We start from the raw sequence: 14,517 nt of genomic DNA, 5'->3' as shown, positions 1-14,517 counted from the left end.
TGTCTTTCACAGGGCATTACTCCAGATGTGCGGCAAAGAACGGAAGCACTTTTACCATTGCTTCGTGAACCGCTTCCGTTTTGTCATAGAGTTCGTAATGCGAAAAATCGGCTAATGAGACCAGCTGACGGTCACGGGAGGCTACAGCCCGACCATAGATTTCCATCCCGTCACGGTAAGCGCCGAAAGCACCCACTTTTTCACCGACCACCACCATTACTGGCTGAGTCAGCAACACTTCTGCAAAAGCGAAGGCATCCCAGGCCAGCGTTTTCTGCGCATGCGAGAACACCATCCGCGTTGCCCCGCCTGGCTGCTGGCCGCGCGGCGTTTTGTAGTAGTCTGTTGCCTCAAATACGTCACGCTCAGTAAGTCCACCTGCCTTTGCCATTTCCGGGCTGGCGGGGAGCAGTTCATTAACCTGAACCTCCCCCCCACGGGCTTCATTTGTACGCTGTGCCGCCATCGCATTCAGCGCGCCAATAGGGTCGTAATTGCTGAAGCCTTCGCGAAAAAGACGACCGATATTTACGCCGGTGATGCTCACCACGGCTTTAATACGTTTCTCCGTCAGTGCGGCATTAATGGCATAGCCACCGCCGCCGCAAATGCCCAGCACGCCAATCCGTTCAGCATCGACATACGGCAGGGTGACGGCGTAATCAATAACCCGACTGATATCTTCCACGCGCTGAGTCGGATCCTCCACCCAGCGTGGAGAGCCGCCGGACTCCCCCTGGAAGCTGGCGTCATAGGCGATCACGACATAGCCTGCTTCAGCCAGCGCTTTTCCGTAGACATTGCCGGACGTCTGTTCCTTACAGCTGCCAAAAGGGTGGACGCTGATAATTGTCGGATACTGTTTTGACTCATCGAACGTAGGTGGAAACTGAACGTTGGCGGCAACATGCCAGGCCATATCGGCATTCTGGATTTGAACATGTTTCATGACAGAATCTCCCCGAAGAATGGGGCTAATACGGAAACGGCTTCAGCGACGTAGGCTTTACCGTCATACAAGTCCATGTGGTTAGCACCTTCGACCATGTGGTACCGCTTGTCCTGACTTGAGGCGCGATCGTACAGATCATCGCTCATCCATTTACTTCCCGCCACGCTACCTGCAACAATTTGCAGCGGCTGGGTCAGGTAAATCTCCGCCATATGGTACGCGTCGTAGGTAATGATCTGGTTGAGGCTGCGCAGCGTGGCGTATCCAGGGGCCGTCGGGTACTGTGCCCGTGGCGTGTGGTAGTACTCCCAGGCCTGGCGCAACTCTTCATTTGGAGCATCAGACTCCTTCATGGGAGCCAGCGGCATGGTGGCATATTCACTGCTGCTGATATCGGTGCTACGGGCATTTGAACCGGCTTCAACATACGGCAGTGCATCAATGGACTTCACATTGTTTTCCCAGCCGTTGCGGAACATTGAGCCGATATTAACGGCGCTGACCGTTCCGATGGCCTTGATACGGCGATCCTGAATCGCGGCATTGGCGGTATAGCCCGCACCGGCGCATATTCCCATAGCGCCAATTCGCGCGGTGTCGACATAAGGCAGTGTGGTCAGGTAATCAATCACTGCGCTGACATCTTCGGTACGGATGTACGGGTTTTCCAGCTGGCGCGGTTCGCCGCCACTTTCGCCCTGATAAGACGCATCGTAAGCCACGGTCACAAACCCTTTTTCTGCCAGCTTTTCGGCATAGGTACCGGCGGTTTGTTCCTTAACGCCGCCCCCCGGATGCGAAACTACAATAGCCGGGTACTTGCGGCTTTCATCAAATGCGGGTGGGAAATAAAGCACGGCGGACAAAGAGATTGTCGGGATATTGCTGTTGGTGAAGCTGATTTTCTGGTTCATCATCCGGTTCCTCATGGGCTGTCGGTTATCTGTCATGCTTGATGGGATAACTATAGCCATTGATTATTAAGATGATTAGACCCAAAATAATGATTGGACTTATCATTTAAATGATTAATATCCCGGATGGAAAAAAGAGATGAAACGCGATGAGATAGCCGATTTGATGGCCTTCGTGGCCGTCGCCGAAGAGCGTAGTTTCACCCGGGCTGCCGCCCGTCTGGGCATGGCCCAGTCAGCGTTAAGTCAGATAGTGCGTCGCACGGAAGAGCGATTAGGGTTACGACTTTTAACGCGAACCACACGCAGCGTTGTTCCCACAGAGGCGGGTGAACACCTCTTGTCTGTTCTTGGCCCAATGCTGAACGACCTGAATTCCGCTTTGACTTCCCTGGGAGACCTGCGCGATCGCCCGTCCGGAACCATACGCATTACCACAGTGGAACATGCCGCAAAGACCATATTGTTGCCCGCCATGCGCACGCTGTTGAAATCTCACCCTGACATTAATGTGCAGCTCCTTATCGATTACGGCCTGACTGATGTCGTCTCTGAGCGCTTTGATGCTGGAGTTCGCCTGGGGGGAGAGATGGATAAGGATATGATTGCTGTTCGAATCGGGCCCGATATTCCGATGGCAATTGTTGGCGCGCCGGATTATCTCTCGCGAAGAGGTACTCCAGTGTCTGTGGCGCACCTGGTCGATCATCAGGCTATTAATCTGTACCTCCCCTCATCGGGCACCGCAAATCGCTGGAGATTAATGCGCGGGGGGCGCGAAGTCAGGGTTCGCATGGAAGGCCAGCTTTTATTGAATACGATAGATCTGATCCTCGACGCAGCTATTGACGGGCACGGTCTGGCATACCTGCCTTATGACCAGGTTCAGCAGGCTATTGAAGAAAAAAAACTGACCCGCGTTCTGGATAAATTTACCCCTGACTTACCAGGGTATCATCTGTACTATCCACACCGCCGTCATGCGGGTTCGGCATTTTCTCTGTTCATTGATGTACTTAAGTATAAGGGAGCTGTTTAGATATCTTTTCGATGATGAGTTCAGGCATTCAGGGGAAACTCGCGCATTCTGTACAACGTCCGCTCCTGGCACAGAGCTGACATGCAAGTAGAACGGATGGTCCGCTATGAGCGATCTGTGGAAGTAACGTCGAATTGACTCTTAACAACTTATTGTTATTGGCGAATCGTTTGGGGAGCGAAACCCATACTACGTCAGGCAAAATCTTGCCGCCTGATTAGCCCTGGCAATTCAACTTACCTACAGAAATACATACGCCAATAATTCCACCGGATGGAATTATTAAATCCTGATTGCTCCATTTACGCTTTATTATCGTATGGCTAAATTAATCACATCTTCCACGAACACGAGATTGATTATGTCCACCAACACAATGAAAGCCCTCATTCTGAACAGCTATGATGTCAAAGCGTTTACGGAATCTCAGATTGCCATTCCGATCCCCGCTAAAGGGGAAGTGCTGGTAAAAATTCATGCCAGCGGCGTGAATCCTATCGACTATAAAATCCGCGAAGGCTCCGCGACCTATGCAACCCCTGAGTTACCTGCCGTTCTCGGTACAGATCTGGCAGGTGAAATCATCAGCGTCGGTGAGGGTGTGACTCAGTTTAACGCTGGCGATGAAGTTTATGGCCTGACTGGCGGCGTACGTGGTCTACAGGGAAGCCTTGCGGAATATGCCGCTGTTGATGCAAATCTGATTGCCCTTAAACCAAAGAACCTTTCCATGCGTGAAGCCGCGGCGCTCCCTCTGGTGTTCCTGACCGCCTGGGAAGGTCTGGTTGACCGGGCACAGGTCAAAGCAGGTGACAAAGTCCTGGTTCAGGGCGGTTCCGGCGGTGTTGGTCATATGGTTGTTCAACTGGCAAAAATATTGGGTGCTGATGTTTATGCTACAACTTCTGCGTCCAAAAAGGCGATGGTTGAAGGCTTTGGCGCAACGGCGATTAATTACCGCGCCCAGAGCGTAGATGAATACGTGCAGCAGTACACTCAGGGTAAAGGCTTTGACGTTATTTACGATACCGTGGGAGGGGATGTCCTGGCCGCATCACTTCCGGCAGTGAAACATTATGGGCATATCACCAGTTGCTATGCTTTCGGAGAGTTGAACATCGCGCCTTCTTCCTTACGCTGCGCGACAATTTCGGCTGTATTCGTGTTATTGCCAATGCTTTCCGGTGAAGGCCGTGCTCACCACGGCGAGATCCTGCGCAAGCTCACGCAGTTCGTGGAAGATGGCAAACTTCATCCTGTTGTGGACCCGCGCCGCTTTAACCTGAACTCCGCTCTCGATGCACATGATGCTGTCGAACAGGGGTCTGCAAACGTAAAAGTGGTCATCGATATTCTGTAATGTCATCAACCAGGGCATCGAAGATCTGATTCCTTAAGATTGTTGTTGGGACCGGCCCGAATGAGCCGGTCACTACAGAGAGAGTTGAAATGGCAAATGTCTATCGGTTTCACCGTCTGGGCGGCCCGGGAGTTCTGCAACTGGACCAACTCGATTTAGCTCCGCCTTCCGCAGACGAAGTCCAGGTACGAATCAAAGCTATTGGGCTCAATCGTGCCGATATCATGTTCCGTAATGATGAATATATCCTGAAAGCGGCACTCCCTTCCCGGGTGGGTTACGAGGCGTCGGGTGAAGTCGTCAGCGTGGGTAATAACGTGAAGCATTTTTCACCGGGCGATGCGGTTTGTATTCTGCCGCCGGATGATCTTTCACGTTATGGCACCTATGCGGATGAAATGAATATCCCGCAGCAGTTTCTGGTTCATAAACCTGCCACGTTATCCTGGGAGGAAGCCAGCTCGGTCTGGATGCAGTACCTGACCGCCTGGGGCGGTATCATTCGGGCCGCACGAGTTAAAAAAGGAGACTTCGTGCTGATTACGGCGGCATCCAGTAGCGTCGGAATTGCAGCGATTCAGATAGCGCGACAGGCGGGTGCAATCCCTGTTGCCGTCACGCTGAGCAGTGACAAGAAAAATACGCTTCGTGAAATGGGGGCTGCACACGTTATTGCAACAGATGACGAAGACCTGCTTGATGCACTAACCGCAATAACTGGCCCGGAAGGACTTGCTGCTGCATTCGATGCCGTCGGTGGACCACAGGTAATGCAGATTGCCCAGGCGTTAAGGAAATTTGGCCGCCTGATTATTCATGGGGCGCTCAGCCCGGAGCTGACGCCTTTCCCGCTTAAACTTGCTATCAGCAAATCACTTGCGGTCGAAGGATACCTTTTTGCAGAAATCCTCCGTCATCCTGAGCTGCGAGAAGAGGCCAAACGTTTCATCCTTAGTGGCCTGATTTCCGGGACACTAACACCCTGTATCGACGCGGTTTTCCTCTTTGAACAGATGCAGGATGCCCAGCGCTATCTTGAGAACAATCGCCGTTTCGGCAAAGTGGTGGTGACTGTCTGATTGACCTATGTCCGGAGGCGCTTCAGATTCTCGTAGAGATGATCATAGAGCTTGCGGATCCGCAGCGGGACAGGGCCACTTTGCGGGCGGAACAAATACAATCCCCAGGGTGACGAAGCGATGTCTTGCATCACGGGGATCAGTTTCCCGCTATCCATATACGGATAAGCCAGAAACCCGGGCAGGTGCCCATATCCAAGCCCTTGTACAACGGCTTCGCAGTACGCATCCAGATCATCGGTCACAAACCCAGGTGATTCAGGGGTGAAGCTGCGTGAGTTTTCGAATCCCCACGGCCAGTATCGGTTCGTCTGATTATCCAGTAATGCCACAACTGGCAAGGTAGTCAGATGCTCCAGTGTTGTTGGCGCGCCAACTCGTTGTATCAACTCGGGCGAACCTAGCAGGTAAAAGTTAAAATCCAGCACTTTACGGGCAACAAAACGATTATCGCGCAAAAATCCCGTTCTCAGACCAATATCAATCTGGCTGTCGATAACATCAGAATGCGAGTCTGTAAGCACGCAACGGATAGTTACATCCGGGTATTGCTGATGAAATGAAATCAACGCAGGCAGGACGAAGTGGCGGCCCAGTGAGGCTGGAAGCGTCAGACTGATTTGTCCGGTCATCAGGCTGTCATCGTCGGATGACGGGACACGCAAGAGACTGTCCATTTCCTGGATGATTTGCTTCGCCTTGATAGCGAAGCGCTCACCCTCGCGGGTAATTTTGCTGTTACGGGTCGTCCGGTAAAAAAGAATTTCCCCCCGACGGGTTTCGAGTTCCTGAATTGCCCGTGTCACAGTCTGTGGTGATTTACCCAAGACGAGCGCTGCTTGCTTGAAGCTGTCACACTCTGCCGCAACACAGAAAATCTTTAGTAGTTCCAGTTGATTAGTCATATTTTTCTGATGGAAATCGCTTATTTACCAGAGCCCCAATAGCGCGATTATTTATACCCTCATCATTTAAAGCAACCGGTATGTCAGCTCCCGACACGAAGCGGACAGCTGTAAAGGTCCTCTATGAGCGGGGAGGGGGCTTTCCTTGACATTCATTTATGTGCACAAGTTTGGCTTAAGGGCCACTGGAGTTGTAAATTTGCATGGCCCTGTCAATATGTTTACCCGTGGTTATGATCTCTTAGAAAAACGGTCACGACGTCCTTGGGTGGGGTTACACCACTTTCTGAAAGTAGCCAGCCTACGGCGCCGCGATGATATGTCCCGTGAAACAGCACATGATTGAGCATATCCACCGCCTTCATCTCACCATGACCGCCATCGACAAACTGGAATGTAATGGTTTCATCAAGGTCTGCGGGAGACATCGAATTGACGTGTTGAATATACCAGTCTGTACATTCAGTCATCGTTTTCAGAAGCTCATCAGCTGAAGGGGTTTCTGGCGTGTTAAGTGCCGTGTAGGAATGCTTCTGGCCGGTAATGTTAGCTCTGAAGATCCTATCAACCACATGTATGTGATTCATCAGTCTGAGCGTCAGATGGTGCTTTTCTGTATATGCAGACGCATCAATTTGATTAATAGCGTGTAGCGTTTCAATATCGATCCAGCGTTTATATCTAAACAGCGTAACTATCGTGTCATTACCCATGCGTCACCTCTTTTATCTATTTTATAATCATATCAGTAACATGTAGGGCCCTCTACTGCCTTCTGTTGCTGGCATTTAGCCGTCTGGCCAACGGCATCAGGGGGGGGGCGTTAAGTTAGAGGGAACGTTGACTTCACCGCGCGTCCGCAAGGTCAACATCGCTGATGTGCAGGGCATCAGCACGATGCCCGATACAAAAATGGCCGTATGGGCAAGCGGCCATTATGGGTTATCCAATGCACTCCCTGCCTACGCCGGTAAGTCGCTATCCGTTGAACGTGTCAGTGTTTCCCATTGCTCGATTTCCTTATCTAATGCAGCGAGTTTTTGCCGCACTAAACTCAGTGCATCGCTGCCAAGCAATAAATGGGTGGGAGGGTTCTGGCTCTCAATAATTGTCAGCATGGCGCGGGCGGCCTTCATGGGATCGCCGAGTTGCTTGCCGCTTTTTTCCATCCGCGCCTGTCGAATGGGTTCGAACAGGGCATCGTAGTCCGGAATGCTGCGAGCGCTGCGTACCATTGAGCGCCCGGCCCAGTCGGTACGAAACGATCCTGGCGCCACGGCGGTCACGTGTACGTTGAACGGGACCAGCTCTTTGCTTAACGTTTCTGATATGCCTTCCAGCGCAAATTTGCTGCCGCAATAATAGCTAATGCCGGGCAGGGTGATAAAACTGCCCATTGAGGTGATATTAATAATATGGCCGCGACGGCGCTGGCGCATGCCTGGCAGCACGGCTTTAATCATTGCCACTGCGCCAAACACATTCACCTCAAACTGCTGGCGCATCTCTGCGAGCGAGGATTCTTCCATGATGCCTTCATGGCCGTAACCGGCATTGTTCACCAGCACATCAACCGGGCCGACGGTCGATTCAACCTCCGCGACTACCTCAGCAATACGCCCGGTGTCCGTAACATCCAGCAAGCGGCCGAAAGCCCGATGTGCATCAAGCGCCTCGAAAGCCTGCTTTGCGTGGTGGTTACGCACGGTCCCGATGACCCGATGACCTGCGGTGAGGGCTTCCTGCGCCAGCGCACGGCCAAAGCCGCTGCTGACGCCGGTGATTAAAATGGTTTTTACAGATGCCATAAAAATGAACTCCCATGAACAGTGAAGGTTGCATGGTATTCTCTGTACTGTGGTATTTTGAGGCCGGATCTTCTCTTTTTATTGCCTGATTTTATGAGGTGCCGTGATGTCCGGGATGATTAGCATGATGAAAACACTGGCCGCGCAGGAGGGCTACAACCTGACCGCGTTGCCTGATGTGCGAATCTTGCGTGCCGACCGGCCGCTTGCCAGAACCCCTGTGCTGTACGACCCGGGGATCGTGATTGTCTGTCAGGGCAGCAAACGCGGCTATTTTGGCCAGCAGACCTATTTATATGATGAGCAGCACTACCTGGCGGTTTCGGTGCCGGTGCCATTTGTGATGGAAACCGACGCCTCGGCAGAACACCCGTTGCTGGCGATTTATATGCACCTGAATTTTCAGCTTGCCGCTGAACTGATGTTGCAAATCGAGCAGCATGGGGCCCCGCAGCCTCCCGCCGTGCCGCAAAGCATGATGTCGAGCCCCATGGATGACGCGGTAAAAACAGCGGTGCTGCGTTTGCTAGAAGTTCTGAACAATCCGCTTGAGGCGGCGATCCTTGGCCCTGCGCGGGTGCGTGAGCTCTATTTCCGCGTACTGACGGGCGAGCAGGGCAACGCAATGCGCGCCGCGCTGGCCTTGCAGGGGCAGTTCGGCAAAATCGGTAAAGTACTACAGCGCATTCATGCCCTCTACGCTGAGCCGTTCACGCTGACGCAACTGGCGCAGGAAGCAGGAATGAGTGTGCCGACGTTTCATAGCCATTTCAAAGCGATTACCCGGATGCCCCCGATGCAGTATGTGAAATCGGTCCGCCTGCATCAGGCGCGGATGTTGATGGTGCGCCAACAGATCACCGCCAGCGCTGCGAGTTATGCCGTTGGCTATGAAAGCCCGTCGCAGTTTAACCGCGAGTTTAAACGCCTGTTTGGCCTGCCACCGGCAGAGGAGATAAAACGTATGCAGCGTCATTTCGCTGTTCCGCCAGCACAGCAAGCGTCGGTATTTATTTCATCGCATTAAGCGCCTGGCCCATCAGGCTTTAAAGCTGACCTGGCATGACTCATCAGCCATGAATCAGAGGGCAAAAACCGTTTCAATTTCAATCTTGAGATCGGATGAAAAGAGACGGCTGACTTCCACCAGTGAACTGGCAGGCAAGTGCTCGCCGTAATGTCGGTAGAGTACCTCGCGCAGCGCATTGATCTCCTCAAAAGAGGTAATGAAAATGGTCACTTTAATAAGGGAGGAGAAATCAGCACCTTCTGCGGTGACGATTTTACGGATCTGACAGAAGATTTCTTCTGCCTGTTCAGCGATGCCTGATTGCTGTGCGGGCGTTCCAAATGCCGTTAGCCCCGAGATATAGAGCGTGTCGCCATGTCTCACGGAGTGAGCGTAGGGGGCCTTCACCTCACCTAACTCAGGGTAATTTTTGCGAATCACCTTATTCATAATGGGTTCCTTTAATGGGGCAGGCAGAAATCAATCTTATCATTGTCTTGTTACGGCTCAATTTTCATGAGCATAGCGAACACGGCTTACTCTGTTTGCTCAGTTTTGGCGATTCCGTTAGTCTTGGAAAACGCATCCTCGCTTGGGATCACCACGGAGTTAAACGCAGTTATGATGCTGATTTTTGATGTCTTCGGGCGACACATTGGAGTCCAGCGAGAAGGCGATCGCTGGCTGGTTTTACGTGTTGACCTGACAGAGCAAAAGTATTCCCGGCTTTATGATGTCATTATTCCTGATGAGCTCACAGAAGCTGAAATCCCCGGCTGGCTGGCTGATATTTTTCATGAAGCCGCGACGGAGAATCATCCTGAGGTAAGGCGGATTCGGTAATTCATTCGCTGAGCTTACATGATTTTTTTGACGAGAATTCTTTGACCGGATAGCACTTCTCCCAGTTGTAATTCACTCTCGCTAACGTCAAATCTGCGGCAACATTGCCGAAGCGAGTAGCCTGATGCCGGATAAATAATTCGCGCAATTCGGCGGGTAAGCATGCCGCATCGTAGCGCAAAAGCGTGCTGTGCCAGAATGGGGCAGGCAAGGAACTGCCAGCATGACGCGCCAGCAGCTCATCTTTCCATTGTGAATGTAAAATGCTTTCACAGAATGACTGGCGCAGGGCAATGGCTGGATCATCAGGGATCCCTGCCAGCAAGAGCTGACTGGGCAACGCTACCAGCCTGAGCTGCTTGATCACAATGGGTTGGGCCTGGTATTCGCTCCAGATTGTCGTCAATTGTTCGGTTTTAGCCGGCAGCGGCTCGTTCTCCGCATACAGCGGTAGCGTCAGGGGCAAAAAGGTAAAATGGAAGCTGCTGAGCGGGAGGATATCAGCCAGTCGATCGCCGGCCATAAGCCGGTGTAATTCACGTAGCAGATCCGCGACGAGATCGGGGACTGGCGGTTGAATACCTGTGGCCAGCGCCAGTTTGACGGGATCGTAGTAGCGCTCTTTCCTGATGTCGCCGATTCCGGGATGTTCACGCCATATATGCAGTGTTCTCTGATTAACTGAGAGATACTCGTTTTCGAGGCGGGACACATTCATGGCAGTCCTTGTGATGAGTAAACGCGTCGGGCACGTTAACTTTACTTGTTTTGGTAAAGATCCCAGCGGTTGCCGAAGAGGTCTTCAAATACAACGACCGTACCGTACTCCTCTTCGCGTGGCTCCTCGCAAAAGGTTACCCCTTTTGCCTTCATGGCGTGGTAGTCGCGCCAGAAGTCATCGGTCTGAAGGAACAGAAATACCCGCCCGCCACATTGATTGCCGATAAAGCTTTCCTGCCTGTCGTTTGAGGCGCGGGCCAAAAGAATGTTGCAGTCGCTTTGCGGATTCGGGGTCACCACCACCCAGCGTTTCCCTGGCTGAGGGGTATCCTCAACGAGGGTAAAGCCCAGCTTGTTGGTGTAATACTCAATGGCGCGATCGTAGTCATCAACCACGACGGCCACATACCCTATGCATCGCTTCTGCGTTCTCATTTCCTGCTCCGTGAAGTGGTCAACATAAATGTCTGGAAGATCCTTTTTAGCATAAACAAAACGGTTTCACCGCCTGGAATGGTTTACAGAATCGACGTCCATTTTGGGGTGTGGGAGAGTGCGGGCAGGGCGGCGGGTCTGCACTGAGCGAGAAGCGGAACTTGTCATGGTTATTACTCTGTCATGGCCTTGAAGTTCAATCGCATAGCTACGCGCCGTGCCGGATTGAAGCCCATTTTAACTTCCTCTGCTTTCTGGATCATCAGGTGTGGCGGGCACGATTGTCCTTCCACAATCTCAAAACCTAACGCTGCGTAAAATTTGGCATTAAAGGCGGCCATGTTATCTGTCGTGAGTGTGGCGCCGGTCAGGCCGCGTTGCTGCCCATAAACCAGGATTGTTTGCATTAATAATCTGCCTATTCCACGACGCTGCCAGTCAGGATGCACATCAATTTCAGCAATGTGCATCCATATGTTTTCATAAATACCAGCAACGAACCCTACAGGGGTTAAATCAGCCGCAAAGGCTGCAAGCAGCAGGCCATCTCGGCTGAAATCATGAAATTCCTTTAGGCTATTTGCGACAGCCTGACCCGTTACCGCACCTGCTTCACGAAGTGTTTCAAACGCCGCTAATTCAATGGCGCGGAGTGAAGAAAAATGTTCAGGCTTCGCAGCACTTATCGTAATGTCCAAAACTCCGTTCTCCATTTTTCTTTTTTAGTTTCAATACGGCTATGCGCGAGGAGTACATTAACTGTTCAAACGACGCCTCGCTGCAGGTTTCTTTTATCAGAATTGATACGCGACGGTCACTGAAACATTACGCGGCTCACCGTAGACGTAGCCACTCATATAGGTGTAGTACGTCCGGTCAAACAGGTTATTCACGTTAGCCTGTACCGAGACCTGTTTATTAACCTGATATTGGGCAAACAGGCTAGCCAGTGGATAACTGCCCTGGTAAACCCGCTGGGTGCTGCCATCGGGGGCGGTAACATCCTCAAACACACGGTTTTGCCAGTTGATTCCCCCGCCAATGGTCAGCGCCTGGAGCATCGGCAGGCGATAACGGGTAAACAATTTCAGGTCGGTCTGAGGCTGATCCGGGTTATAGCGACCTTCAGAATCACGCGCGACATAGCGGGTTGCGCCAAAGGTCATTTGCAGATTATCGGTGAGTGCGCCGTTCAGCTCAAACTCGGCTCCTTTACTGCGTGCCCCTTTGGTTGGCGAATAAGCCTGCTCGCTGCTGTTATTGACAAAACTGCCATCAACGGCCTGACCAACATTATTTTGTTCGATGCGGAAGACCGCCATGGTTGCGGTGAGGCGGCCATCAAACCAGGCGGATTTCAGACCAGTTTCATAGCTTTTACCCGTGACGGGAGCCAGATATTTTCCACTGCTGTCGCGATAGGTCTGCGGTTGGAAGATAGAGGTGTAGCTGGCATAAGCAGACCAGGTGTCATTGATGTCATACACCGCGCCAGCGTAGGGAGTGATGTTGTTTTTTTCCATATTGCCGCTCGTCCCATCGGTGCTGTACCTGGTATAACGCGCACCGACAATGAGCGACAGCGGGTCGCTCAGAGAGAAACGCACCGCGGTGTAGGCCGATTTCTGGCGTACTACGTCATCCGCGTTCTGATACCAGTCACCCCATGTGGGCTCGGCGATATTGCCATTCCAGTGATTGTTGAAGATGCCGATATCGCTGGTGGCAATATCACCGGTATCTTCATCCGTGATGCCGTTGCTACTGTTGGTCACATTATGCTGGCGGCTGTAGCTCATACCCGCCATCAACTGATGCTCACGCCCGAAGAGCTCAAACGGACCGCTGGCGTAACCATCCACGGAAGTCAGTTCACGCTTGCCCCGGTCCATGCTGCCAAAACCATCGGCACCTTCGCCGGTGTCCTGATCCGGGTATGACAAATAGCCCACATAAAGTAGCTTATCGCTGAAGGTGTTTTCAGCATGGGTACCGTTCAGGCGGAACGTCCAGCCGTTATCAAAGTTATGTGTCAGGTCGGCATACACTTTGCGAGCGGTTGTATGATAGTAGGTCCAGTCGGCGGCTGAATTCAGGCTGCGCGAGTAATGGGTCAGGGCTCCATTGCTGTAGAACACCGGGTTGCCACCCCAGGTGGGATCGTTGGTATCGGCATCCTGATAATCGTAGCCAAGCGATAACGTGGTGTTATCGGTAATATCCGCATCCACCACGCCATAGAAGAATTTGGTGTTTTTACTATACCGATCCAGCCAGCTGTCCTGATTCTGGTAACCGGCAATGATGCGGCCGCGCACCGATCCTGATGCATTTAATGGGGTGGACACATCGGCGACATAACGCTGTTTATTCCAACTGCCGTAACTGGCGTTGAATGTACCGGTAAACGCTTTGCTGTCAGCATGTTTACGCACCATATTGACGGAGGCCGCCGGGCTGCCCGCCCCGGTCATCAGGCCCGTGGCGCCACGAACCACCTCGATACGGTCATAAATTGCCGTGTCTGAAGCCGCATCGCCATAGTTCCAGGCATCGCCCACCGTGGTAGGAATACCGTCAAAGGTAAAGTTGCTCAGTTGAAATCCACGCGAGAAGTAGTAGGTTCGCTCACTGTCAATCGCATTACTGGTGATGCCCGTGGTGTTATTGAGAACATCATTTACCGTCTGCAGTTGCTGATCCTGCATACGTTGCTGAGTGATCACGCTAACGGACTGCGGAACATCGCGTGGTGTCAGCAGTAGTTTTGTCCCTGCACGCGTGGTTTTAACCTGGTAATCTGTCTGGTCCTGAGATGCCGTGGCGTCGCTATCAGCATTCGCATTCACGACCATGACTTCCGGCGTTTGCGTTTCTTCTGCCGCCAGGGCAGGGTTGAGGAAGGCATGTATTGCCATTGTCAGAACTGAGATGGTGAAGGTTTTACGGATGCGTGGCCCACCCGAACCCACACAGATTTCCCTGCGATCCAAAAACATAGTATTTCCCGCCAAAAAGAGTGTTGTTGTGTCAATTCTTATTTTTAAGTGCAGCGCTACGCGTTCTCGTCTGGCCAACCCAATGAACACGTCAGCGCAGAGCGGTTTCGTAGCGGCGCGATTTCTCACGCAAGTTTTGCGGGGGGGATGTCACAGCGGCGGCATGTGCCCAAACATTTTTGTATTACGCACGATGCTGCGGCATTTAATGCTAAGAACCGCACTTGTTGAGAAAGCCAATGATAATCATTTGCTTTAAAAAAACTAAAAATGTCTCATTTAATTGTGTAACTGGTTGTGTAAATTAATGTAAATCAACGCATAGCGCTGAATTCTACACGTTGGTTGTCGATGTTCAGGCTTTTATCACCGTGAATTCATTGCCAAATTTGGCCATTTTCAGCTTAAAAAACGTGTTTATGCTGTGAATTGGCAGGGCACAGGAATCTGTGGT

General features: G+C 51.9%; 15 protein-coding genes. 5 read left to right on the top strand and 10 right to left on the bottom strand.

The features are described 5' to 3' along the window. Positions 1-16 precede the first annotated feature (16 nt). Positions 17-949, bottom strand: coding sequence for an alpha/beta hydrolase (locus ACMYSP_RS02580; protein ID WP_434585408.1), 933 nt, complete (start codon positions 947-949; stop codon positions 17-19). Continuing rightward, positions 946-1,869, bottom strand: coding sequence for an alpha/beta hydrolase (locus ACMYSP_RS02575; RefSeq protein WP_049005641.1), 924 nt, complete (start codon positions 1,867-1,869; stop codon positions 946-948). Before ACMYSP_RS02575 ends, ACMYSP_RS02580 begins: the two co-directional genes overlap by 4 nt. Before the next feature lie 136 nt (positions 1,870-2,005). Between ACMYSP_RS02575 and ACMYSP_RS02570 the strand changes: the two genes are divergently transcribed. From ACMYSP_RS02570 to ACMYSP_RS02560, 3 genes are all read left to right on the top strand, one after another. Continuing rightward, positions 2,006-2,905, top strand: coding sequence for a LysR family transcriptional regulator (locus tag ACMYSP_RS02570; protein WP_434585407.1), 900 nt, complete (start codon positions 2,006-2,008; stop codon positions 2,903-2,905). 319 nt (positions 2,906-3,224) lie between these two features. After that, positions 3,225-4,265 (top strand): zinc-dependent alcohol dehydrogenase family protein, encoded by a 1,041-nt coding sequence (locus ACMYSP_RS02565; RefSeq protein WP_434585406.1) that lies wholly within the window; start codon positions 3,225-3,227, stop codon positions 4,263-4,265. A gap of 89 nt (positions 4,266-4,354) precedes the next feature. Next, complete coding sequence (locus ACMYSP_RS02560; protein ID WP_434585405.1) at positions 4,355-5,344, top strand: zinc-dependent alcohol dehydrogenase family protein; 990 nt, start codon at positions 4,355-4,357, stop codon at positions 5,342-5,344. A 5-nt stretch (positions 5,345-5,349) separates the two neighbouring features. On the opposite strand, the gene ACMYSP_RS02555 is transcribed toward ACMYSP_RS02560, so the two are convergent. The 3 genes from ACMYSP_RS02555 to ACMYSP_RS02545 form a co-directional block, all read right to left on the bottom strand. Then, positions 5,350-6,249, bottom strand: coding sequence for a LysR family transcriptional regulator (locus ACMYSP_RS02555; RefSeq protein ID WP_434585404.1), 900 nt, complete (start codon positions 6,247-6,249; stop codon positions 5,350-5,352). A gap of 221 nt (positions 6,250-6,470) precedes the next feature. Further along, positions 6,471-6,962, bottom strand: coding sequence for a DinB family protein (locus ACMYSP_RS02550; RefSeq protein ID WP_434585403.1), 492 nt, complete (start codon positions 6,960-6,962; stop codon positions 6,471-6,473). A 249-nt stretch (positions 6,963-7,211) separates the two neighbouring features. After that, positions 7,212-8,057: an oxidoreductase gene (locus ACMYSP_RS02545; protein ID WP_434585402.1), complete on the bottom strand. Its 846-nt coding sequence runs from the start codon at positions 8,055-8,057 to the stop codon at positions 7,212-7,214. A gap of 106 nt (positions 8,058-8,163) precedes the next feature. Here ACMYSP_RS02545 and ACMYSP_RS02540 point away from each other — a divergent pair, with 106 nt between their 5' ends. After that, positions 8,164-9,084 (top strand): AraC family transcriptional regulator, encoded by a 921-nt coding sequence (locus ACMYSP_RS02540; RefSeq protein WP_434585401.1) that lies wholly within the window; start codon positions 8,164-8,166, stop codon positions 9,082-9,084. Positions 9,085-9,138: 54 nt separating this feature from the next. Here the strand turns inward: ACMYSP_RS02540 and ACMYSP_RS02535 are convergent, their stop codons facing one another. Continuing rightward, positions 9,139-9,516, bottom strand: coding sequence for a RidA family protein (locus ACMYSP_RS02535; protein WP_434585400.1), 378 nt, complete (start codon positions 9,514-9,516; stop codon positions 9,139-9,141). 174 nt (positions 9,517-9,690) lie between these two features. Here ACMYSP_RS02535 and ACMYSP_RS02530 point away from each other — a divergent pair, with 174 nt between their 5' ends. Then, on the top strand, positions 9,691-9,909 hold the full coding sequence (locus tag ACMYSP_RS02530) for a DUF7661 family protein (protein WP_434586998.1): 219 nt from the start codon (positions 9,691-9,693) through the stop codon (positions 9,907-9,909). 1 nt (position 9,910) lies between these two features. On the opposite strand, the gene ACMYSP_RS02525 is transcribed toward ACMYSP_RS02530, so the two are convergent. The 4 genes from ACMYSP_RS02525 to fhuE all read right to left on the bottom strand — a co-directional run bounded on the left by ACMYSP_RS02525 (position 9,911) and on the right by fhuE (position 14,063). Beyond that, a complete protein-coding gene (locus ACMYSP_RS02525) occupies positions 9,911-10,627 on the bottom strand; it encodes a hypothetical protein (RefSeq protein ID WP_434585399.1) in 717 nt (238 codons plus the stop codon). A gap of 41 nt (positions 10,628-10,668) precedes the next feature. Continuing rightward, entirely contained in the window at positions 10,669-11,064 is a 396-nt protein-coding gene (locus ACMYSP_RS02520; RefSeq protein WP_434585398.1) for a VOC family protein, read from the bottom strand. 173 nt (positions 11,065-11,237) lie between these two features. Then, entirely contained in the window at positions 11,238-11,762 is a 525-nt protein-coding gene (locus ACMYSP_RS02515; protein WP_434585397.1) for a GNAT family N-acetyltransferase, read from the bottom strand. Positions 11,763-11,858: 96 nt separating this feature from the next. Next, on the bottom strand, positions 11,859-14,063 hold the full coding sequence (gene fhuE, locus ACMYSP_RS02510; protein WP_434585396.1) for a ferric-rhodotorulic acid/ferric-coprogen receptor FhuE: 2,205 nt from the start codon (positions 14,061-14,063) through the stop codon (positions 11,859-11,861). Positions 14,064-14,517 lie beyond the last annotated feature (454 nt).

It is taken from the genome of Klebsiella sp. R390 (assembly GCF_051131745.1).
Classification (GTDB): Bacteria; Pseudomonadota; Gammaproteobacteria; order Enterobacterales; family Enterobacteriaceae; genus Klebsiella.
Note: the sequence above shows the minus strand (reverse complement) of the source record. Positions and strands in the feature narration are given on the sequence as shown.